The organism is Brevibacillus centrosporus, from assembly GCF_046622605.1.
Lineage (GTDB): Bacteria > Bacillota > Bacilli > Brevibacillales > Brevibacillaceae > Brevibacillus > Brevibacillus centrosporus.
Genome location: NZ_CP176856.1, coordinates 4,854,002 through 4,876,619 on the forward strand (window position 1 = coordinate 4,854,002; position 22,618 = coordinate 4,876,619).

The following is a 22,618-nucleotide window of genomic DNA, read 5'->3' on the forward strand; positions in this document are numbered from 1 at the left end:
GGTTATTCTACGTGCGCGTATTCAAAGATCGTGTGACCGATGTAGTTTTTCAGAACACCTTTGACATTTGGCTTCGCCAGGAACTGGTCTTCATAGAAGCGCAGCGGCATCAGAGGCATTTCATCAGCCAGAATTTTTTCTGCCTTTGCATAGTTTTCCATCCGTTTTGCCTGATCGGAAATTTTGCGGTTTTCGTCCAGCAGTCTGTCGTACTCTGGATTGCTCCAGCGGATGTCGTCCGATGCGTTCACGCTCTCGAAAATATCAAGGTTTGTCATCGGGTCTGGATAGTCTCCTGTCCAGCCATCGCTGGCAATGTTGAAGCTGCCGTTGTCGATTTCATCCCAATACACTTTCGATTCAAAAGTCTCGATATTGACGTTTACACCCAGGTTTTGCTTCCACATGCTTTGCAGTGCTTGCGCGATGTCTTTGTCAGACTGGCTCGCCATGACGATCATCGTGATTTCCGGCATCCCTTGGCCATCTGGATAGCCTGCTTCTGCCAGCAGCTTTTTCGCCTCATCGACGTTTTCTGTGAACATGTTGCCTGCTACATCACGATATTCCTTGTCTTTTTGCACGCCGTCCGGAATCCCGTACGGAACAAAGCCGAATGCAGGTTTTTCTACAGATTGGACGATGCTCTTGATGATCTGCTCGCGGTTGATAGCCATGCTGAAGGCTTTCCGTACTTTGGCATCATCGAACGGTTTCTTGGATGCATTGAAATCGAAGTACTGCATCCCGATTCGAGGAACGGAGAAGAACTCAGGTGTGTTCTCGAATCGTTTCATCCCTTCTGGTGTCATGTTGTCGGATACTTGAATCTCGTCGTTGGTGTAAGCTGCCAGCTCAGCCTCGCTAGACTCGATAAATACGATTTCCAGCGTATCCAGCTTCACTTTGTCCGCTTCCAGGTAGTTTGGATTTTTCTTCAGCACGTATTTTTCTTTCGGCTTCAGCTCGCTGAGCACGAATGGCCCTGTAGTCAAATACGTCTCGGGAGATTTCGTCCAGCCTTCTTTTTCCACAGCATCCTTGCGAACTGGATAATACGCTGTTACGCACAAGAGCTCCAGGAAGTACGGAGTCGGGCTTTCCAGTGTTACTTCGAGCGTGGATTCATCCACGGCTTTTACACCTACCTCATCCGCCGATGCTTTCTTCTCGTTGTAGGCTTTTCCGTTTTTGAGGTAGTACAGGTAGAAGGCTGCACCGGAAGCGACATCCGGGTTCAGTACGCGTTTCCAGGAGTATTCAAAGTCCTGCGCGGTTACCGGCTTTCCATCGGACCATTTGGCATTTTTGTTGAGCTTGAAGGTGTACTTCGTTCCTGTCGAATCCAGCTCGTAGCTTTCCGCGAGGGATGGTACAGGTTTTTTCCCGGATTCATCGATTTTATAAAGGCCTCTAAACAGGTTTTGCAGCACGATGGAGGAACGCGCATACACGTTCAGCGTCGGGTCCATTTCCTCTGGTTCCTTGCTCAATGCATAAATAATTTTTTGCTCTACTGCCGGCTTTTCTGCTGTTGCCTGTGGAGCTGCCTGTTGCTGACCTTGTGGTGCCGTCGTGCCGGAGCTGCTGGAACTGCTGCAGCCTGCTGTGACGGATGTGATCGCCAAAAGTGCAGCGAGCACCAAGCCCATCTTCTTTTTCATACTCGTCCCCCCATTTTTGTAAATATTATATGAGCCGTCCCAAAAGAGACCGCATTCATATCGAGTGGAATGGAATCTGCAGCGTTACTCAATCAGATGGCACGAAACCATGTGTCCATTTCCCATATCCCGCAGTTTGGGCGTCTCCTCTGCACATTTGCTCATGGCATACGGGCAGCGCGTCCGGAACGTACAGCCGCTCGGTGGATTCATCGGGCTCGGTACGTCTCCCTGGAGGTGAATCCGTTCGCTTTGCTCGGCGGTATCCGGGTCTGCGATCGGGACGGCTGACAGGAGTGCTCGCGTATACGGATGCTGCATGTTCGTATACAGCTCGTTTACATCGGCGTATTCGACCAGACTCCCCAGGTACATGACGCCTACTTTGTGAGAGATGTGCCGCACCATGGACAGGTCGTGGGACACAAACAAATAGGTCAGCCCAAATCGCTCCTGCAATTCCTCCAGCATATTGACCACCTGCGCCTGGATCGATACGTCCAGAGCGGAAATCGGCTCGTCGCAAACGATGAACTGGGGCTCGACAGCCAGCGCCCGGGCGATGCCAATCCTTTGCCGCTGACCTCCCGAAAACTCATGCGGGTAGCGATTGAGATGATCCGCTTTCAGTCCGACCAGCTCGATCAGCTCTTTGACCCGATCGATCCGGTCTTTGCCTTGGTAGATGTTGTGTACAACCAGAGGGTCTCCGACGATCTCCGCGATGGTCAAACGAGGATCGAGCGATGCGTATGGGTCTTGGAAAATCATTTGCATCTTTTTCCGGTACGGCATCATCTCTTTATGCTTCAAGCTGCTGATGGACTTACCATCGTACAAGATATCTCCGCCGGTCGGTTCATACAGCTTCAGCAAGGTTCTTCCGATGGTTGATTTACCACAGCCAGACTCACCAACCAGCCCAAAGGTTTCCCCTTTCGAGATGGTAAAGCTCACGTCGTCCACCGCTTTCAGCAAGGTAGAGCTGCGGCCAAAAAAGCTTTTTTGCACTTCAAAGTACTTCTTCAGATTTCGTACCTCTACGAGGCTTTGCTTGGCTTTTCCCATTAGCTGATCACCTCTTTCGCATGAGGAGCTGCTTTCGGGTGCATCAGCCAGCACGCCGCTTGATGCGTGTCAGACAGCGAAATCTGCTGCGGAGGAAGCTTTTCACAGATCTTCATTGCGTGTGGACACCTGGCTGTAAATGCACATCCTTGCGGCGGCTGCAGCAAATCCGGTGGACTTCCCGGAATGGAGATGAGCTTTTTCTTCTCGCCCTCGGAAAACTGCGGAATCGAGCGAAGCAGCCCCCACGTGTATGGATGCTTGGGCTCATAAAAGATCTCCCTCGTCGTCCCCTGCTCGACAATCGTCCCCCCGTACATCACGACGATTCGGTTGCACATGTTCGCAATCACGCCGAGGTCATGGGTAATCATGACGATGGACACATCCATCTTGTTGCGAAGATCGCGCATGAGGTCGAGAATTTGTGCCTGTATCGTTACGTCCAGCGCCGTCGTAGGCTCGTCGGCTATCAGCAGCTTCGGCGAACAGGACAGAGCGATGGCGATCATGACCCGCTGCCTCATCCCCCCGGAAAATTCGTGAGGATACTGCTTCAGCCTGCTTTCTGGGCTCGGAATTTCGACGGTCCGCAAAATTTCGATCGCTTTTTTTCGCGCCTCTTCCTTGGACAGCTTTTGATGAATTCGTAGTGGCTCCATGATCTGCTCCCCGATCGTGAAGAGCGGATTTAATGAAGTCATCGGGTCCTGAAAGATCATTCCGATGTCATTTCCGAGCATTTTCCTCATGGCTTTTTGGTCTGTTTTGACAAGCTCGATCCCATCGAATAGGACGCTGTCCGCTTCCAGCTTGGCGTTGGACGGCAAAAGCTTTAAAAGAGAGAGCATCGACACGCTTTTACCCGAGCCGGATTCTCCTACGATGCCGATCGACTCACCCTTGTTCACGTGAAAGGAAATACCCCGGACTGCCTGTACCTGTCCTGCTTCGATATGAAAGGTTGTTCTCAGATTTTGAACATCGAGTAATTTCACGTTAACACCGCCTTTATTTCTTTAACCGCGGATCCAAGGCATCTCGCAGTCCATCGCCGATAAAATTCAGGGCAAACATCGTCACGCTGATGGCAATAGCCGGGAACAGCATTTGATAAGGCTGGGTAAACAGAGTCGGGACCGCATCGTTTACCAGAGTCCCCCAGCTCGCCATCGGTACCTGAATCCCAATTCCCAAAAAGCTGAGAAACGCTTCCGTGAAGATCGCGGATGGAACGAGGAAGGTAACGGTTACGATAATGGGACCCATGCTGTTCGGAATCAGATGCTTGAACAAAATTCTCATGTTCGAAGAGCCTGTCGCCCTCGCTGCCAGCACGTACTCCTGATGCTTGAGCGTAATGACCTGAGAGCGGACCATGCGCGCTGTTCCGATCCAGTAGGTCAGCGACATGGCGAGCAGGATACTCTCAATCGTATTTCCCAGAAACATCATCAACAGAATGATGTAGAGCAAGTCTGGAACCCCGATCATGATATCGACAATGCGCATCATCACCATGTCTACTTTGCCGCCAAAGTAGCCGGAAATTCCTCCATAAATAACCCCGATCACCAGATTGATCGCGGCAACTGCCACACCAATCGTCAAGCTGATTCTCGCTCCGTACATGGCACGGACGAAAATATCGCGTCCAAACTTGTCTGTCCCAAACCAGTGTTCACCGGATGGGCCTTGGTTCTGATTCGCGATGTCCTGACCATCGTACGTGTACTGGGAAAGCCAAGGTCCGACGATCGCGGCGATGGCGATCACGATGATAATGAAGAGTCCAATCATTGCCAGAGGGTCTTTGCGAAACCGGCTCCACGCGTCCTGCCAGTAGGATTTGCTCGGTCTGGCGATGGCGTCCGTCTGCCGCGTGGAATCCTTTAGCCGGGTGAAATCCTCATCAGGAAGATCCGCCCACGCCTGGTCCATATCGGACAAAGGAACAGCTCCCTCGCTCCTTTTCGCTGCGTAATTCATCAGTCATCACCTACTCCTCAATTTTTACCCGTTTATCGATAATGGCGTAGAGAATGTCTACGATAAAGTTCGAAATGATGATGAATATCCCGAGGAAGACTGTCAATCCGAGGATGACGGAGTAGTCCCGGTCACTGATCCCTGATACGAAATCCCGGCCAATGCCTGGAATCGAGAAGATTCTTTCCACGATAAAGCTACCCGTCAAAAGTGCTGCCACGAGAGGTCCCAGATAAGTAACGATAGGAATGATCGCATTTTTGAGAGCGTGCTTGAAAATGACGCGGTATTCAGGAACGCCTTTGGCTCTGGCTGTCAGTATGTAGTCCTGGCGCATGACCTCGAGCATGCTCGAGCGCATCAGCCGGGCGATATAGGCGATCGGTCCAAAAGCCAAGCCTGCGACAGGAAGGATGTAGTGCTTCCAGCTAGACAGTCCGTAAGAAGGTAGCAGCTTCATCACAACGACGAACAAAAACAGCATCAAAACCGTCATGACGAAGTTCGGAATCGAGATCCCGATGGTAGCGACGATCATGGAAAGCCAATCCGGCCACTTTCCTCTCTTGATCGCCGACGTGATCCCCAGAAGCATGCCGACGATGAGTGCGATGACAATCGCGATCAAGCCCACTTTTGCAGAAACGGGGAAGCCTCGGGAAATCAGCTCGTTCACCGTGACATCTGACTGCTTGAAGGAAATCCCCAAATCCCCTTGGGCGATGCTCTTCAGGTAGTTCACGTACTGCACGCCTAACGGCTCATTTAACCCAAACTTCTCTTCCATTTTTTCCATTACGCTTTTCGGGACTTTTCTCTCCTCAGCGGGACTGAACGGTCCTCCCGGTACGGCGTGCATCAGGAAAAAGGTGATAGTGATGAGGACAAACATCGTAAGAATACTGGCAAAAAAACGCTTTACGATATAACCAGCCATCTCGAACCGAACCTCCTTTTTCGCATTACGGTTTGTTCCTGCCTTTTATTTCCTCTGACAATCGCTGCAAATCGATACGGTAAATGGGACGCGGTCTGCCCCGTTGACTCATGGATTCACTGCCGATAGCTTCAGCGATTCCTTTTTCCTTCAATTTTTGAATCATCCTCGCCGCATTGCGTTCTCCCGTATTCATTCCGACGCTGATTTCCCGCGTCGTCACCTCATTTTTCTGGATAATCTGCAGCCACGAAAACATCTTGCGCACAGAGGTAGAGACGAAATCGCCGCGCTGCTCGTCGATGAGGGAATAATCCAGCGTATTCCTCGTCCCGAGCGGCCCTAGGACCTTCATTTGGTCATCAATGAGATAAGCGCTGTTTCCCGGATTGCGGACAGCGAACTCGACGGCTCTGTTGGCATTGTACAAAGCACGTTCGACCGTGTCTCCCATGCCAATCCCGAGATTGATAGTCCCAACTTCCCCATTTCCGTTTTTCAGAATGGGGAAGTTCGTAAAATCCTTGGTCACTTTCTCCACGATTCCACGCGTGGTATACAACGTGTACTCGCTTGGGTCCCCACTTGTCGTTGAGGCAAACAATCGCTTGCTGAAATCCGTGATCTTCTTTTGAAAACGATCCGGGACGCTTTTGTCCCGTTCGTACTTGCCTTCCTCGTTCGGCTCAATCTTGAACTGCAGCACCGTGATTTGCGCCAGCTGCTTTTTCTGATCTCTCGCCAGCCATAAAGCCTGGTTGATCGTATCGCGAATGAGCTGCCTCGTGCTCTTGATGAAAAAGACGGGAAGCTGATTCTCCTTCAATCTCTGATAAACGGAGTGGATAGATGTAGCAACGACCTGCACCTTTCCTTCCTGCCACAGGTTCATGTGGTGTTCGTACAGCTCCTCGGAATTCTGGAAGCCATCCATGTTTTTGGAGTACCATTTCACGTTGGAGATCTCGATTTCGCCGAAAAATTCACGCAAATTCTTCGCTGGAACACCGTCAAAGCTGATGATCGGAAAGAAGTGATAATGACGATAAATTTGCAGGATGACCTTGTAGAGCTCAGCACCATCAAATGGAATGAACAAGGAGCAGGCATGCGAGGGGATCAAGTCCTGCGTGGTCAGGAACGGGACGTCTCCACTAAAGAAATAGACATCAAAAACTTCCATGCTTCCCGTCAGCAAGTCTCTGGCATTTTTCTCAGAGTCGTAAATGAGTTTGGTAGGCTCAATCTGCGGAAATTCCTTCAATACCTCACAGATGTCATCCACTAAAAGCTTGGGTCCAATAACGGCAAATGAGAGGGACAACAAATCACCTTCTACTATTCTTTAATTAGTCCGATATTTAATAAATTAAATAAAAAACGGTAAAAATATCCGGTAAATGTGAGTAAACCCCCAATCATCATCACTAAAATTATTCTCTAATATGTCTGTAATTAGGCTTAAGCTAATGTTATGCACAAAACTTCGAATTGTCAATCTATAATAAATATTCATATAAATGAAACGTCAGCTTTTCTGACATTCCACATCCATGTCGGAAATAGCGATGCAATCAGCCTCTCCCCTATACAAAAAGCCGTTCTCCCCCACGAGAGAGAACGGCAATGGCCCCATCAATCCTTGCTATTTTTGTTCACGATCGCCTGCTCGGGCAGCAAGCGGTCGAAAGTAAAGACATTCGCCAAGCGCAGCGGCGTAAAGCTGGAGGCAAAACCGATCCCAAGCTCTGCCTTTTGCGGATGCTTGGCGTCAGGAATACGTACAGCCAATCCCTCTGGCTCCCGGAAGGAAAGATCCGTCCCTGCTGTAATCAGCTGTTTGTCCACTACCTTTCCTGAGTTCAGGTTAACCACCGTCACGTAGGTATTTCCCGTTGGCTCCACAGAGCCGCTTGACCCGTAGGAGTTGCCTTCAAGCAGGTACAGGTACCCACCGTAGGAGGCAAAGCCCTGGAAAGTCCCCACGCTCGGCTGGGCAACATCTGCGATGGGCTCATATTCCTTGCGCAATACCTTATCCAGCTCGAAGACACCAAATCGGAACGCACCGTCCTGGCGGTAGCGCATGGTCAGAAGTCCGTTTGCCTGATCGATATTCACGGTGGTTCTATCCACCCCTTCGACCAGCTGATGCTTCTGCAACTCTTCGGAGTCAGGCGTCAAAATCTTGCCGTTTTCAAAAGGGAATCTCGCCAGCTGTGTTCCCCATCCGCTGCTGCCTTCCGTCACAGAATCCGTCTCTGTCCACAAGTACGTGGTATCCCCGTCCGTTTCGACTCCCATCTGCACGCCATGGCCGAAGCCTTTCAGAAACATGTAGCCCAGCTTGTTGCCTTCCAAATCCAGCTGGGTCAAGGTCATGTCGCCGTTCTTGTCACGCTGCGCACCAGAAACTGGCCCACTTTCACCCGGTAGCTGCTGCCCTCCTGCCATCAATTGCAGAACATAAATCCTTTGATTGACGTCATCGATGGCAAACGACTGCATGACCGTCCCATTGTGCAGCTCTTTATCCCGAATGAGCTGTTCTGCGGGCGCGGACAAATCAAACATTTTCGATTTCAATGAAGACTTTTCTGCATAGGCCATAGGCGCAGCAGTAGTCAGCAAGCTGATCACCGCGAGTCCCGTCACCCATTTCGATACCCATCGCTTCATCCTGCTACCTCCTGTTTCTCATTCCGAATGATTGATCAGTTTTCGCTTGATTCGCTTGAGTTCTTTCATGACGAGTCCTCCTCGCCCGAAAACGTCATGCAGCCGGATATACTGACGGTAGAGATCATCATACACGGCCACGTTTTCGGGGATTGGCCGGAAGGTTTCTTCCCTCACTTTAGCCATTTGGATGGCAGCAGCTGCGAGATCCGGATAGCTTCCGCGCTCCGTACCTGCCGCGACGGCTCCGTGAATGGCCGCGCCGAGCGCCGTTGTTTCTGCTGCAGCCGCGATCTTGATTTCGCGCCCTGTCACATCCGCGTAAATCTGCATGAATAAGCGATTTCGCTTGGGCAAGCCGCCGCAGGCAAAAATCTCATTCACGAGTACCCCTGCCTCTTCAAAGGCTTCCATGATCTTGCGCGTCCCAAATGCAGTGGATTCTAGCAAGGCTCGATAAATTTCCGGGGGCTTGGTTTGTAGCGTAAGACCTACGATCAGTCCACTCAAATCCGCATCCTCAAGAACAGACCGATTGCCGTTCCACCAGTCCACAGCCATAAGACCATGCTGTCCAGGCTTCAGCTCGGCTGCCCTTTGCTCCAGCCAGGTATGTACACTGACGCCCTCTTTTGCCGCCGCCTCCTGCACGTAGCCAGGTACAGCCTGATCACAGTACCAGCCAAACAAATCCCCCACTGCTGGCTGTCCCGCTTCATACCCGTACAAGCCCGTGATCATCCCATCTTCTACAACGCCACTTACTCCCTCTACACTCACTTCGTTATGACTGAGGACGAGCAAGCAGAGTGATGTCCCCATCGCCATGACCATTTGACCCGAGCGAACAGCTCCACTCCCTGCTACTCCTGCATGAGCATCGATGATGGCAACCGCTACAGCTGTCCCTGGACACAAGCCTGTCAGTTGAGCTGCCTCTGCACTCAACTCTCCTGCCCGACTGCCCAAGGGTAGTACATCTCCTGCAAGCTTGGTGTCAGTCAAATCCTCGAGCCTGGGATCGAGCTGTTTGAAAAATTGCCGAGGCGGATACCCGTCCTGCTTGTGCCAAAATGCCTTGTAGCCCGCACTGCAGTTGCTCCTCACCCAGTTCCCAGTCAGCTGCTGTACGATCCAGTCTCCCGCTTCAACGAAACGATAAGCCGCTTGATAGATTTCTGGGGCCTCATTCAGCACTTGCCAGACCTTCGCTACCATCCACTCGGAGGAGCTTTTCCCACCATAGCGGGCAAGAAACGTCTCGCCGCTTTCTTTGGCCCATTCATTGATCCGGTTGGCTTCCTCTTGCGCGGCATGGTGCTTCCACAGCTTGACGTAGGCGTGCGGCTCATTCCGATAGCGTTCCTGGACGCATAAAGGCTGGCCCTTTGCATCTACTGGCAAGATCGTGCAAGAGGTAAAATCCACACCAATCCCGATGACCTGCTCGGGTCTTACGCCAGAAATGCGGAGAACCTCCGGAACAGAATGTTTCAATACTTCTCTATAGTCATCCGGATGCTGCAGTGCCCAGTCCTGACCGAGCGCCTTTCCCGAGCCTGGCAGTTTCTCTACGATCGTGCCGTGTCTGTACAAAGTCGCATGACTGGCGAGCTCGCCCCCCTGCTGGACATCCGCGATCACCACTCTGCCTGACTCTGTGCCGAAATCAATCCCTATGACATACCGTTTCTCCATAGGTCCTTCCTCTCCTCAAGCGTTGGCTAGTGTGAGAAGACGCTCCCGGATGCGCATGGCAGGAAGCGGATGGTTTACCGTCATCAGCAGGGAGCCGCATCCAAGTGCGTAATAGACTTGCTGCTCGTCATCCGGTGAATAGCACCACGGGAGGATTCCCTGCTCCCTATATTCTTGTACCAGCTGTGGAGTCAGCAGTTTCATGTGGATGCCGACTGCCCACATTTTGGACAAGGTACCGCCTGGGCCATCGATGTAGTTGGACATCAGCTGTCCAGGAAACCCTTGCGTCTTGCACGCATGGACGTCATGCAGATGGGTAATGACAGCTGCATCGAAGCTAGTGAACACGCAGTTTGCTAGAATCCCGCGCTCCCGGAGGAGGGAGACCGCGGCATCCGCGACCTCCTTTGCATCCGGGCTTGGCTTGATTTCCACATTCAACAGGACATCCGGATAGCTTGCGAGCAAGTCGCACAGCTCTTCTAATGTAGGAATCTTCAGACCTTCGTATACTTTCCCGAACCATCCGCCTGCATCGAGCTGCTTTAGTTCTTCCATCGTATAGTCGCTTACTTTACCTGATCCATTTGTCGTTCTATCTACCGTTTCGTCGTGGATGACCATGATGACTCGATCCTTGGAAAAGCGCAGATCGAATTCCAGCATGTCGGCACCCAGCTCGATGGCCTGCTGAAAAGCGAGCAGCGTATTTTCTGGATAAGCCGACTTCCAGCCTCTATGTGCTGCGACGATGATTCCTTGCTGTTCCTGCAGCGCCTCTATCATGCTGATGTCCCTCCTGTTTTACTCGCTAAGCAGACGTTCTGCTTCTTTTTTGAAAGTATCCAATGCTGGCTGGATTGGCTTATTGTCGTACATGATCGCCTGAATTGCCTTGAAGAACTCTTGCATGATTTGCGGCCAAGCCACGTCCTTGTTCGTATCTACTGCGTACTGAAGCTGATCGTATGCTACCTTGCGATTGGGGTCCTTCGCCCACAGCTCTTTGATTGGCTCAGACTCGACCATCTTCTTGGTAAACGGCAGGTAACCAGAATCGAGAATAAACTGCTGGCCGCCCTGCGGATCGGTATTCACCCAGTTAATAAACTCCCAAGCGGCATCCTTTTTCGTAGAATCAGTGAGCATCGCGATATTTGCTCCACCCGTTGGCGTCGCAAAAGCCACGTCTTTTGGCAGGAAGGCGGTCACGTAATCAAATTTGGCGTTGCTTTTTACCGATCCCATCACACCGGTAGACTGGAACATGATCCCGATCTTTTCGCTCGTGAACATCTGGTTGACGATATTGCCGGAGTCTTGTGCTGGCGGATAGTAGAGAGCTCCTGTGCTTTGCAAATCTTTCAAGTACTGGAACGCTTTGACTCCTTCGCCTTTTTCATAACCGATCGAGGTGGCATCATCATTGAAGAACTTTCCGCCTGCCTGGCTGATCATAGCGATGGGATACCACGTGTCATACGGCATGCTCAGACCATAGCGTTTGACTTCTCCATTTTCTTTGACGACTAGTGCTTCGGAGACCTTTTTCAGCTCTTCCCAGGTAGTCGGAATCGCCAGACCTTTTTCATCCAGCATCGTTTTGTTAATGTGCATGATCGGTGTCGAACGGTTGAGCGGCAGCGATACGATCTTGTCGTTAAATACGGAGTGGCCCATCAGACCTTCCGGGAAGTCATCCTTGCTCGTATTGGTTTTTGCCATGAAAGGCGTCAAGTCTTCCAGAACCTCTGCCTCGGCAAACATCTGGACGTAGGCGCGCTCCAGCATCGTGATGTCAGGGGCCGTTTTGGCAGCGATCGATTGCTGCAGCTTGGTCACAGTCTCATCGTAGCTGCCCTGGAACGTCCCCACTACTTCGATGTTGTCATGCGTATCATTGAAACGCTTGATCATAGCGCTGATGTACTCGCCGTTTTTGCCACCCAGCGAATGCCAGAACTGCACAGTGGTCTTCCCAGCCGGAGTCGATGCAGACGGCTGCGTGGTGGATGGAGTCGGTGCGGACGATTCAGACTGGGTGCCTGAACATCCGGCGAGCACCCCGGAAATCACGGTTGTTGCTGCCAGTACGATGGCAGAAAGCTTTTTGTTCATGGAAGTTCCCCCATTCATCTTTTATTTGATGCCGGAATACACAAAAGCTTTGACGATTTGCCTGGAAGCAAACAGATACACGATCAGGATCGGAACGACCAATACTACGTTGCCCGCCATGATGATGTGCCAGTTGCTGATGCCTTCTGTCTCGCGCAGCATGGCAATTCCCATGGTGAGCGGCCGGACAGCCTCTGAATCCGTCATGACCAGCGGCCAGAAATAGTCGTTCCAGTGACTGACGAAGCTGAACAGAGCGACTGTGGAGATCGCAGGCATGGACATGGGAATCATGATTTTCCAAATGATCTTGAATTCGCTCGCGTTATCCAATCGGGCTGACTCCACAATCTCCTGAGGGATTTGCATGAAATACTGCCTGAGGAGGAAGATGCCAAACGCGTTGGACATAAAAGGTAGGATCTGTGGCCAAAGCGACTTGATCATGCCTGCGTCTGCCAGCATCAGGTAGACAGGAATGAAGGTGACCTGGCCCGGAATCATGAAGGCGAGCAAGACCATGCCAAACAGGATTTTGTTGCCGAAAAACTTGTACTGCGCAAATGCGTAAGCCGCGGGGATCATGACCGCAAGCTGGATCAAGATGATCGAGGTCGTGACGATCACGGAATTTTTAAAATAAGTCAGGAAAGGTCCGGAGCTCATGGCCTCCACAAAATTGCTCCACTGCGGAGAAGCAGGTATCCAGGTCGGAGGAAACTTCATGGTCTCCTCAAAGGTTTGAAGCGAGGTAGAGATCATCCATAGGAAAGGGAAGATAAATCCCATGAGCACGACCGCTTTCCAAAACATGCTCCACGTCTTGCGGACAGAAGCAATCTTCGGTTTAGAACCGGTTCTCGTCACAGAATCGATGCTCAGCTCTGGACCGCCCCCCGACTGCTTTTTCCCTTCTTTTTGCAACTGCACCGGTTGGGCACCTCCTTTTTTTGAAGTCGTATCACAGACGATTATTGATAGTGAACCTTATTGGATAGCAATCGGAAGTAGATAAAGGTCAGCACCGTAATAATCGCCATCAAAACCACTCCAGTGGCGGACGCATAGCCGATGCTCGTCGTTCTGAATTCATAAATATAGTAGACAAGCGTGGTCGTGGAGCCATTTGGTCCCCCGCCCGTCATGATCTTGACTGTATCGAACACCTTGAACGAGCCGATCGTCATGATCACCAGGATAAAAAACAGCTGAGGGGAAATCATGGGCAGTGTAATCTTGTAAAACACTTTGAATTTGCTGGCGTTATCAAGCGCAGCGGCTTCGTAGATCGTCTGCGGAATGTTTTTCAAAGCGGCCACGATCAGCAGGGAATAGTAGCCTACGTTTTGCCATACCGAGACGATGATGATGGATAAGAGCGAGGTACTGGAGCTTTGCAGCCATGGGAGAGCTGGAAGTCCAACCGCTTTCAGTGCAAAATTGAGCAGCCCGTAATTGGGTTCCATCAGCCACATCCACACCAGTGCAATCGATACGATCGAGATGATATGCGGTGTAAAAATGCCGGCTTGCACGAGGGCGTTGAAGCGAGTGTTTTGATTCAGCCACAAAGCGATGACAAGGGACAGCACCATCGTGATCACAACCACTCCGACGGTGTAGAGAACGGTCGTGAGCAAGGCGTTGTAGAAATCGCCGCGAGAGAAAATTTCCGTGTAGTTGTCTGCCCCGATAAACTTGCTTTTATCTTTGTTCAGCAGGTTGTACTTGAACATGCTCAGCTTGATTAAGTAAAGAATCGGGTACACCACAAAAAGGAGGATGCCGATCATCGCCGGCAGGACCAGTGCGTACGGGCGAAGCTTTTGCCAGACTCTCGTGTTATTCATGCTGCTGCCCTCGCAGTGCCGCCATATAGGCAGCGTGGCGAACGTCATCCTGTGCGATGCGATGCTCGTCTTGCCCAAAAAAGAAGATCTTTGACGCGTCCACACCGAGAAACACTTCCTGATCGACGGTGAACTGATCCTCCGTGCATTTGATCATAAACGCGTGCTGCTTCGTCTTTACCTGGTAGATCGTTTCGGAGCCGAGCATTTCCCGCGTTACGATCCGGCCACGAACACCAAAATGAGAATCCGTACGCTCTGCCGTCAGCACGGCACCCTCTGGTCGAAACCCGAACTTCACACCATCCATGCCCAGATCTCCCACATTCATCGGAGGGACACCAATAAACTGCGCCGCAAACAAATTGTTCGGCTGACGGTAGATGTCTTCAGGAGCCGCTTCCTGTTGAATACGTCCCTGATTCATCAGTACGATGGTGTCGGCCATAGACATCGCCTCCACCTGATCATGCGTCACGTAGACAAACGTCGTTCCCAGCTTTTTATGTAGCTCGATCAGCTCAATGCGCATTTGTGCGCGAAGCTTGGCGTCCAGATTGGACAGCGGCTCATCCATGAGGAAGACGGACGGCTTTTTGACCATCGCACGAGCCAGAGCGACGCGTTGCCTTTGTCCACCAGACAGCGCGGACGGCTTACGGTTCAGGTACGGGCTCAATCCGACCGTCTCGCTAATGCTTTCTACCAGACGATTTCGTTCCTCTTTGCTCACCTTGTTGTTCTTCAAGCCGAATTCAATGTTCTCGCGCACGGTCATCGTCGGGTACAGGGCGTAGTTCTGAAAAACCATAGCTACCCCTCTTTGTCCGGGAGCAATGTCTGTGACATCCTCTCCGCCGATAAGCACCGATCCTGCGGTCTGACGATCCAGTCCTGCAATCATTCGCAGCAGTGTCGTCTTTCCGCAGCCGGACGGTCCAACCAACACGGTGAATTTCCCATCCTCAATCTTCAGGTTCAAATCTTTGATGATGACATTTTTCTCAAACGCTTGTGTGACATTCACAAACTCGATCGCTGCCAATCGTACTCCTCCCCGTTCTGCACTCCCCGCTTTTCTCATCCAATGGGAGAAGCAGTTTTGCTCGATATTGCTCATTTGTGTTCGTTTTTATTATAAAAGGGCTTTTTACTGAAAATATGAAGCGCATTTTAAGAAATTGTAAACTTGGATGATTGCGCTTACATTTTTGTTTTCCAGATGACTCGGGAAGGAGGAGCCACTGGTCAATCCTCTCTCCTCCTGCTGCCGGTCATTACTACCTTCATTTCCTGTGTGTTATAATCCTTGTAAGACTTGCCCGGCTCAATCACTTGTGATCGCTGCATCGCAAGCAATGCTCACCATTGAAAGTCGAGGTAGGTCTTTTTCCACTCTCTGTGTGCCAAGGCAGATTCCATTGCGCCAACAAAGTCTTCTGCCTTGGCCACCACTGTGTAGGAGTCAGGAATGAGAGGACGAAGAGTGTCCTGACAAGCCTTTTGCTGCATGACTTGCAGCACTCCCTCGAAGTCCGGGATCGAGCTGCGGCTGCTGCCGTAGAGTGTCAGTCCCTTCTCCAGCACATCGCGCGTATTGATAGGGACCAAATCCTCGCTCACACCCATCGCGATCAGATGACCACCTGCTGCCAAAAGAGTAATCCCTTGGTTGATCGCACTTTCGCTGAACTTCCCACCTGTACACTCCACAACAATATCTACTGGCTCACCTGATGAGAAGTCGTACTGCTGTACCATTTCTGTACGAGCGAACGTGAATTGATCCAATTTCTCTCGAATCGCTCCAAAAACCGTCAACCGATCGGGACCAACCCCAAAAGCGTGATGGAGCATAGCGGCCGTCAAATACCCCACAGGCCCGTCGCCAAATACGGCAATTTTCGCCTGACCGAGCAAGTTGTTTACAGGGCGGAGCGCGCGGTAGGAAACACTGCAAAGCTCAGTCAGCACAGCGATTTCATCAGGGATTGATTCCGGGATCGGGATCGCGCATGGCTCAGGGATGACCAAACGACTCTGTGCGATTCCATCTGTGCCACTTCCCAGAAACCTGCTATGCGTGCAATAGTTATCTGAGATTTCCCCTCTGCATGCTGGACAGCTGTGCGCCAGCCCCTGATCCTCTAGCAAATAGCCGGCCAAATACGGAACAATCACAACCTTCTGACGATAGGAAAGCCGTGTGGACTCTCCGCCCACAATCGTTCCAATCCCTTCGTGCAAGAGCGCCATCGGCAGCTTTTTAGCGAGGACTTCCGGTTTTCGTGTACCTCCGAAATAGCGAAGATCGGCATGACAAATGCTGGCGAGAGTTGGTTCAACTACGACGTATCCCTCGGGAACACTGCGGTGGATATCCTGCTCCAAAACCACATGGGGCTCCGTCAAGCGCAGCGTTCGCGAATGTACTGTTTCTGTTGTTGTGGTGCCCACCAACAGAACACCTCCATCTGAAGTTTCTATGATTATGAATTCCGGGCCTAGAAAAGCGCCCGGAGAGATTCACCTGCTATACGGTGATGACGTTGATTCCCGTATCGTGAAACGGCTTGATGTCGTATTCCGCCACTTCCTTGCCCGTAATCAAGGTGTGAATCGAGCTGTTAGGCGCGACTTTGTACAAAGACAGCTTGCCGATCTTGGTTTCATCGGCTACGACAATGACCTCTTGGGCTGCAGCGATCATTCCCTGCTTCGCCAGCACCAGTTGCGCCTCTGGATGCATCAGGCCATGCTTGGGATGGATGGCGGGTGTGCCGATAAAAGCCTTGGACACGTGCAACGAGCGAAGTACGTGATCGGTAAACATCCCGTTGAGCATGAAGCTGGATGGGTAGAGCTCGCCCCCTGTCACCGTGACTTTGACGCCAGGAGCATCCCTCAGCTCAGCTGCAACGTTGATGTCATTCGTAATGACCGTAAGATTGGAGCGGTTCACCAGATTTTTGGCGATATGCAGCGTCGTCGTTCCCGAATCGATGATGATGTGATCGCCGTCCTCCACCAGACTTGCCGCCATCTTGCCAATGCGCATTTTCTGATCGAGTGCCACATTCGTCCGTTCGTTGAAGGAAGGCTCATTCGGTGTCAGTCGTTCCACGATCACTCCACCATGAGTCCGCTTGAGCAGTCCTTCCTGCTCAACTTCTGCCAGATCCCTGCGGATTGTCGCTTCATGGACGCCAAATTCCTTGGCGAGCACGGAAACAGACGCCGTCCGATGCTGTCTCACATATTCAACGATCCTCAATTTTCTTTCTGCCGCTAGCATAACCCTCATCCTTTTCCCCTGAATAAGTTCGTTTCTCACTTTATTTGCGCACTTTGTTCGTTTTGTTCATTTCTGCTCATTCTTGCACTTTTAGATTACCTTGCCACAATTCTCCTTGTCAATATCGAACTTTTTGCACAAATGTCCGTCTATGCCTATCGTACCAGGCTTTCCGGGAGTCATTGTGTAGTTATCGTTAAGATTTTTTTGCGCGACTGGCAAGCAAAAACGCGCAAATGCGCTGCGTACTCTTCCCAGATTAGTTTGATGCCACGTTATTTTTCATGTTTGAATATTTTCAGATGCGGGAAATTAGAGGACAGCACCAAGCGACTTCAACAGGACTCGGAGGAGAGCAGTCATGGCGATCAACAAGAAGGTTTTAACAGGCTTTTTCATTCTTTTAGCGTTATTACTCATCATCAGTTCCCTATCTATTTTTCAAATGAGCCGAATGGGAGACCACTCCAAGGAAATCAAAGAGAACTGGGTTCCCAGCATGTCTCTGATCAGTGAAATCAATGCACTTGGCACAAATGTGCCACGGTTGGTCAACCGGATTGGGTTGGAATCTGATCCGCAAGAAATTTCCAAGCTGCTCTCCCAGCTTCAAGTGTTTCAGGAGCGAATCCACAAATCGACAATGGAGTATGAAAAGCTGATAAATAGTGACGAGGAGAGACAACTCTATAGTGAATACAAGCAGTTATGGACAGCTTACGAACAGCAGCTTCAGCAAGTAATCAATATGGCAAAAGGCAGTGACACAGGCAAAACCATTCAGGAAGTGAAGAAAGTTACCGCGACGTGGGAGCAATCCCAGCAGACACTGGTCAAACTGAAGGAGATGAACCAAAGAGGTGCTACGGAGGCAACGAACCAATCGGTCAACATTTATAATTCGGCGTTCATTACCGTGAGCATCGTAAGTCTGATCGCCTTGGCGGTTGGAATCGCTTTGGCTATCATGACGGTTCGGGATCTGCGCTCTGTCGCATCGAGCATTCACCTCTCTTCTCAAACAGTCGCCAGCTCTTCAGAAGAGATCACCGCCAGCATCCAGGAAATGGCGGGAGGAAGCCTGCACCAGACCAATATGGTAAACAACATTTCTGAAATGATCGAGGAGATGGATAAAGCAATCGGACAAATCGCCTCCAATATTGAACAGACGAGCTCGCTCGTCAATCAGACCTCCGACATCGCTGAAAATGGCGGGAAAATGATGAACAAAGCCATGTCCGGTATGCAGGAGATCTCCAAGAAAGTGTACGAGCTTCTAGACAACTCTAAGAAAATTGATTTGATCGTGACCACAATCAAGGACATTGCGGACCAAACTAAGCTGCTTGCATTGAATGCATCCATCGAGGCAGCGCGTGCGGGCGAGCACGGCAGAGGCTTTGCCGTTGTGGCCGACTCGGTAGGCAAACTGGCCAATCAGAGTGGAGAAGCGACGAAGGAAATCATTCAGCTCGTCCATACGATGCAAGCGAGCACACAAGATGCGGTGGAAACCGTACGCACAGGAAATGAGCTGATCACGAATGCCGGTCATTCGTTTACCGAAATCATTGCGTACGTGAACAACTCGGCAGAGAGAATCACCGATGTAGCTGCGAGCTGCGAGGAGCAATCAGCGCAGACGAGTACTATTTTGCATTCGGCGCAGAGCATCGCCGCTGTAACCGAGCAAACCTCTGCGAGTACGGAAGAGACGGCATCTGCCACAGAAGAGCTTGCGAGCATGGCTGAAAAACTAAATGTTCTTGTCTCCAAGCTGTGATTATTGGCTGTCCACACGATTTCCTTTCTGGGAAAGTCGTGCGGGCAGTTTTTTATTGCTGCGGTTCCGTTAATAAAGCATGGCCAAGCCAAGTTTTCTCAAGTCGAATCAGGTACAGGAATTATCAAATGTAAGAAGCCTATAGGGAAAGGGGGAGCTTCTTCTCGCATCTCAAACCCTTATGATTTCCGAAGCTTAGAGGAAGCACAAAGTCGAAATTGATGAGTATATCCAAATTTACAACCAAAGTCGACCACAAAGAAAATTAAAAAGCTAACACCCGTGGATTAGCGTAATTTGATTCAGCTTTTCCGCCAGCTCCACGTACGGCTCATACATCATGACATGGAAGCAGGGATGGATGTATTTGTCCAGCTGTTCCTTGAGCGCCTCCACCACTTTCGGTGGGCAATGTCCCGCGTTCAGCGTGCTGATCGCTCCTGCGAAATCGATGAACGTATTTCCGTCCACGTCCGTCAAGAGCGCGCCTTCTCCTTTCACAGCAAACGTGGATACAGTCGTAAACGGCCCCCTGGGTACATGCTGCTCATAGGAATCTCCTCCTCATTCTTTGTTCCACTGGTTCGTCTCAGCAAAATTCATGCCATTTACGAGGAGTGAATGTGTTTGGCACATCTATTGCTAGACGAAATGGGTGCAGCATATTTCAGCAAAGGAGGCTTGTACCCCATGACGGACAGCCTTATACGGATTAAAATTCGCAGCCATGCTGTTTACCACCGCCAGCTACGGAAGCATGGTCAAGGAATTTCCGGTAGCGGGCTCCGCCTACTCTTACGCGCGCCAGACCATTAACCCCCACTTTGGTTTTCTCGTCGGCTGGGTATCACTCTTAGATTACGTCTTCTTGCCCATCATCAATGTGCTGCTGGGAACGATTTATCTATCAGCGGCCTTCCCAAACGTTCCTTCCTGGATCCTCGGTCTTCTGCTTGCAGCGTTAGCCATTCAGCATTTGACCGGGACCAGCCCAACAGGCAGCGCTTTTCCCATCACACCGTTTTACGGAGAAGGCATGTCATTTCCGACACTCATGGCAGGTGCAGCCATCCTTTGTTTCTCGTTCCTGGGCTTTGATGCCGTGACGACCTACACGGAAGAAGCGATCAATCCGATGAAGACCATTCCACGCGGTATTTTTCTTGTTGCCTTGATTGGCGGCTTCATCTTCATCATTGCTTCCTACTTCACCCAGCTGGCTTTTCCCTCCGTTGTGCCGTTTCAAAATCAGGACTCTCCTTCTCCTGAGATGTCCATGATCCTCGGTGGTGACCTGTTCCATTCGATTTTTGTCGTATCCAGCTTTTTGAAAAAGACGCTCTCCAGCCTATTCCACAATCACGATCTGGATTGACAGAGGTGAGTGCCAAAGATGAAAGTCACATTCGATATTGTGAGCAACTGTCACGGAGTGGTTGAGAGCCTGCTGTTGGAGGAAGGATGCGTGGCTTCGTTGTCCGAGAATGCCTTGGAGCTCTGTGTAAGCAGCGATTGAAAAGCAAAGCAGCGTCGGTCAAAGGGTCTCATCCTCCCTCAACCTGACGCTGCATTTTGCTTTTTTACACGAGACTTCGGCGTGCTCGAATCTCTTCCCTTGCCTTGTCATTCATTCTCGCCGGACTCCACTTTGGTTCCCAGACGAGAGAGACCTTGACGCCTTTGACTCCCGGTACGGCAGCTGCTGCCTCTTCTACATTCGTTACGATTTCATCCGCCAGCGGGCATTGGGGTATCGTCAGCGTCATTTGAATATTTGCTTGCCCATTGTCCTCTACGGCAACCTCATACACGAGTCCCAAGTCCACGATATTGACTCCCACTTCCGGATCGAGCACTTCCTCCAGTGCTCCCCAGATGGCATCTTCCGTTTTCAAAGCAAGCACCTCTTTTCCACGATTTGCTACACTTTAAGATGCCCACTGGCAATCGTTACTTATTCGTTCTTGCGGTATTCACGCGATAGCTCGCTCTTTTTTCGATTTTTCCAATCAGCATGTCAACGACAACGACGAGGACCGCTGCCGGGATCGCCCCGGCCAAAATCTTCTGGTCATCGGTCGTAGAAATTCCCCGCATGATCATTTCCCCCAAGCCGCCTGCCCCGACGAATGTCGCGATCGTCGCAGACCCTACCGCAACCACAGCGGCAATGCGGACCCCCGCCAAAATGATCGGCAAAGCGAGCGGCAGCTTCACGTAGGTCAAGAGCTGCAGGCGCGTCATGCCCATGCCTGTTCCTGCTTCGATCATGCTCTTATCCACGTTTTCCAGCCCTGCATAGGTGTTCTGCACAATCGGCAGCAGCGAGTAGAGAACCAGAGCCACAATCGCTGTGCTGTATCCCAATCCGAGAAAGATCATAACGATCAAGAGCAGCGAGATCGTCGGAATCGTTTGGACGGTATTGATGATCGTTTGAATGGTCACAGCGATCTTCGGATTGCGTGTCATGAATACCGCGAGCGGAACACCGATCACGATCGCCAGCAAAATGGCGATAGCACTCATGTAAAGATGCTCTCCTGTCAGCTCCAGGATCTGCCCGCCATACCTCGAAATAAATTCAAAAGCATTCAACGAGCCCACCTCCCTTTCGCGTTACTTTTGAATCAAGCCTTGCTCCTGCAAAAACGTCCGGGCGATCTCTTCCGGGTCGTGTTTCTCGACGTCCGCCTGATAGTTGAGCGCGGTCATGGTTGGCGTATCAATTTTATTACTCAGCTTGTTAATGAGTTCGGTTAGCTGTGGGTACTGCTTGAGCGTATCGTTGCGCACGACAGCGGAAGCACCATACGGCGGGAAGAAATGCTTGTCGTCCTCCAGCGTGACCAGATTAAATTCCTTCAGGCGCGAGTCCGTGGAGTAAGCCAGCACAATATCTACCTCTCCATTTGCAACGGCTTTATAGACCAGACCGATATCCATCGGAGTCTTTTTGCCAAAATCAAAGCCGTATTCCTGCTTGAATGCCTCATACCCGTCATTGGGTCGCTCCAGCCAGCTCGCATCTGTACCGAGATGCAGCTCCCCCGCTACCTTTGCCAGGTCGGAGATTTTTTTCAGCTGGTATTTATCCGCGATGTCCTTGCGTACCGTAAACACGTAGGTGTTGTCAAAACCGTAAGACGGGAACCACTCCTGATCAAACTTCTCCGCTACGCCTTTTTTCACCAGATCAAAGGCTTCCTGCGGGTCTTTGCTGAATTCCTTCAGCCCTAGGCTACTCGTCAGATCCGTCCCCACGTAGCGGATAGCAGATATTTGAATGTCGTTGTTCTCCATGGCCTTGAGCACAACTGGAGTTGCCCCCAGTCCTCCAACCAGATCGACCTTGATATCGGAATTCCCCTCGATGACCTGCTTGAGCATCTGCGCCATGATCGTCTGTTCGCTCGTTGGCTGGTGCCCGATCTTGACGACATTACTGGAGCCGCAGCCTGCAAGCAAGACTACTGTAAGAACGGCCGTAACAAAAGTGTATATCCATCTCTTTTTCATTAATTGCTCCCC

Annotated in this window: 20 protein-coding genes and 3 pseudogenes; 4 read left to right on the forward strand and 19 right to left on the reverse strand. The window is 51.0% G+C overall.

All coding sequences use genetic code 11. From position 1 onward, the window contains the following. Positions 1-2: 2 nt before the first annotated feature. From ACLIN2_RS24445 to ACLIN2_RS24515, 15 genes are all read right to left on the reverse strand, one after another. Complete coding sequence (locus ACLIN2_RS24445) at positions 3-1,664, reverse strand: peptide ABC transporter substrate-binding protein (RefSeq protein WP_411502408.1); 1,662 nt, start codon at positions 1,662-1,664, stop codon at positions 3-5. Positions 1,665-1,748: 84 nt separating this feature from the next. Continuing rightward, positions 1,749-2,732, reverse strand: coding sequence for an ABC transporter ATP-binding protein (locus tag ACLIN2_RS24450; RefSeq protein ID WP_411502409.1), 984 nt, complete (start codon positions 2,730-2,732; stop codon positions 1,749-1,751). Then, complete coding sequence (locus ACLIN2_RS24455; RefSeq protein ID WP_411502410.1) at positions 2,732-3,730, reverse strand: ABC transporter ATP-binding protein; 999 nt, start codon at positions 3,728-3,730, stop codon at positions 2,732-2,734. Before ACLIN2_RS24455 ends, ACLIN2_RS24450 begins: the two co-directional genes overlap by 1 nt. A gap of 13 nt (positions 3,731-3,743) precedes the next feature. Then, the gene (locus ACLIN2_RS24460; RefSeq protein WP_411504594.1) at positions 3,744-4,673 is read right to left on the reverse strand and encodes an ABC transporter permease; all 930 of its coding nucleotides are present in this window, start codon (positions 4,671-4,673) and stop codon (positions 3,744-3,746) included. A 58-nt stretch (positions 4,674-4,731) separates the two neighbouring features. Continuing rightward, complete coding sequence (locus ACLIN2_RS24465) at positions 4,732-5,658, reverse strand: ABC transporter permease (RefSeq protein WP_092272755.1); 927 nt, start codon at positions 5,656-5,658, stop codon at positions 4,732-4,734. 25 nt (positions 5,659-5,683) lie between these two features. Next, on the reverse strand, positions 5,684-6,982 hold the full coding sequence (locus tag ACLIN2_RS24470; protein WP_411502411.1) for a hypothetical protein: 1,299 nt from the start codon (positions 6,980-6,982) through the stop codon (positions 5,684-5,686). 311 nt (positions 6,983-7,293) lie between these two features. Continuing rightward, the gene (locus ACLIN2_RS24475) at positions 7,294-8,337 is read right to left on the reverse strand and encodes a hypothetical protein (protein ID WP_411502412.1); all 1,044 of its coding nucleotides are present in this window, start codon (positions 8,335-8,337) and stop codon (positions 7,294-7,296) included. A gap of 18 nt (positions 8,338-8,355) precedes the next feature. Continuing rightward, entirely contained in the window at positions 8,356-10,035 is a 1,680-nt protein-coding gene (locus ACLIN2_RS24480) for a ribulokinase (protein ID WP_411502413.1), read from the reverse strand. A gap of 15 nt (positions 10,036-10,050) precedes the next feature. Continuing rightward, the gene (locus ACLIN2_RS24485; protein WP_411502414.1) at positions 10,051-10,824 is read right to left on the reverse strand and encodes a glycerophosphodiester phosphodiesterase family protein; all 774 of its coding nucleotides are present in this window, start codon (positions 10,822-10,824) and stop codon (positions 10,051-10,053) included. Positions 10,825-10,842: 18 nt separating this feature from the next. Then, positions 10,843-12,156, reverse strand: a complete 1,314-nt coding sequence (locus ACLIN2_RS24490; RefSeq protein ID WP_411502415.1) for an ABC transporter substrate-binding protein — start codon at positions 12,154-12,156, stop codon at positions 10,843-10,845. Between the two features lie 21 nt (positions 12,157-12,177). Beyond that, on the reverse strand, positions 12,178-12,969 hold the full coding sequence (locus tag ACLIN2_RS24495; protein WP_092273039.1) for a carbohydrate ABC transporter permease: 792 nt from the start codon (positions 12,967-12,969) through the stop codon (positions 12,178-12,180). A gap of 158 nt (positions 12,970-13,127) precedes the next feature. Beyond that, positions 13,128-14,006, reverse strand: coding sequence for a carbohydrate ABC transporter permease (locus ACLIN2_RS24500; protein ID WP_411502416.1), 879 nt, complete (start codon positions 14,004-14,006; stop codon positions 13,128-13,130). Then, positions 13,999-15,051, reverse strand: a complete 1,053-nt coding sequence (locus tag ACLIN2_RS24505; RefSeq protein WP_400587238.1) for an ABC transporter ATP-binding protein — start codon at positions 15,049-15,051, stop codon at positions 13,999-14,001. The genes ACLIN2_RS24500 and ACLIN2_RS24505 overlap by 8 nt, the downstream gene beginning before the upstream one ends. 317 nt (positions 15,052-15,368) lie before the next feature. Then, a complete protein-coding gene (locus ACLIN2_RS24510; protein ID WP_411502417.1) occupies positions 15,369-16,463 on the reverse strand; it encodes a zinc-binding dehydrogenase in 1,095 nt (364 codons plus the stop codon). Between the two features lie 76 nt (positions 16,464-16,539). After that, positions 16,540-17,301 (reverse strand): DeoR/GlpR family DNA-binding transcription regulator, encoded by a 762-nt coding sequence (locus tag ACLIN2_RS24515; protein WP_400587407.1) that lies wholly within the window; start codon positions 17,299-17,301, stop codon positions 16,540-16,542. Between the two features lie 361 nt (positions 17,302-17,662). Here ACLIN2_RS24515 and ACLIN2_RS24520 point away from each other — a divergent pair, with 361 nt between their 5' ends. Together ACLIN2_RS24520 and ACLIN2_RS24525 are read left to right on the forward strand one after the other, a co-directional pair. After that, positions 17,663-19,087, forward strand: a complete 1,425-nt coding sequence (locus tag ACLIN2_RS24520; protein ID WP_411502418.1) for a HAMP domain-containing methyl-accepting chemotaxis protein — start codon at positions 17,663-17,665, stop codon at positions 19,085-19,087. Positions 19,088-19,298: 211 nt separating this feature from the next. Continuing rightward, a pseudogene (locus tag ACLIN2_RS24525) lies at positions 19,299-19,364 on the forward strand (IS3 family transposase); the annotation flags it as partial. Between the two features lie 14 nt (positions 19,365-19,378). Here ACLIN2_RS24525 and ACLIN2_RS24530 read toward each other — a convergent pair. Then, positions 19,379-19,636 (reverse strand): annotated as a pseudogene (locus ACLIN2_RS24530) (aminotransferase class III-fold pyridoxal phosphate-dependent enzyme); the annotation flags it as partial. Between the two features lie 169 nt (positions 19,637-19,805). On the opposite strand from ACLIN2_RS24530, the pseudogene ACLIN2_RS24535 reads away from it, so the two are divergent. Beyond that, positions 19,806-20,462, forward strand: a pseudogene (locus tag ACLIN2_RS24535) (APC family permease); the annotation flags it as partial. Positions 20,463-20,480: 18 nt separating this feature from the next. After that, positions 20,481-20,603 (forward strand): hypothetical protein, encoded by a 123-nt coding sequence (locus tag ACLIN2_RS24540; protein ID WP_310231855.1) that lies wholly within the window; start codon positions 20,481-20,483, stop codon positions 20,601-20,603. 64 nt (positions 20,604-20,667) lie between these two features. Here ACLIN2_RS24540 and ACLIN2_RS24545 read toward each other — a convergent pair whose 3' ends face one another. The 3 genes from ACLIN2_RS24545 to ACLIN2_RS24555 are packed head-to-tail and all read right to left on the reverse strand — an operon-like array spanning position 20,668 to position 22,606. Beyond that, positions 20,668-20,982 carry a metal-sulfur cluster assembly factor gene (locus ACLIN2_RS24545; RefSeq protein ID WP_411502419.1) on the reverse strand — a complete coding sequence of 105 codons (315 nt, stop codon included), beginning with the start codon at positions 20,980-20,982 and terminating at the stop codon, positions 20,668-20,670. Between the two features lie 55 nt (positions 20,983-21,037). Continuing rightward, positions 21,038-21,685, reverse strand: coding sequence for an ABC transporter permease (locus tag ACLIN2_RS24550; RefSeq protein ID WP_411502420.1), 648 nt, complete (start codon positions 21,683-21,685; stop codon positions 21,038-21,040). A 21-nt stretch (positions 21,686-21,706) separates the two neighbouring features. Further along, positions 21,707-22,606, reverse strand: coding sequence for an osmoprotectant ABC transporter substrate-binding protein (locus tag ACLIN2_RS24555; protein WP_411502421.1), 900 nt, complete (start codon positions 22,604-22,606; stop codon positions 21,707-21,709). Positions 22,607-22,618: the final 12 nt, after the last annotated feature.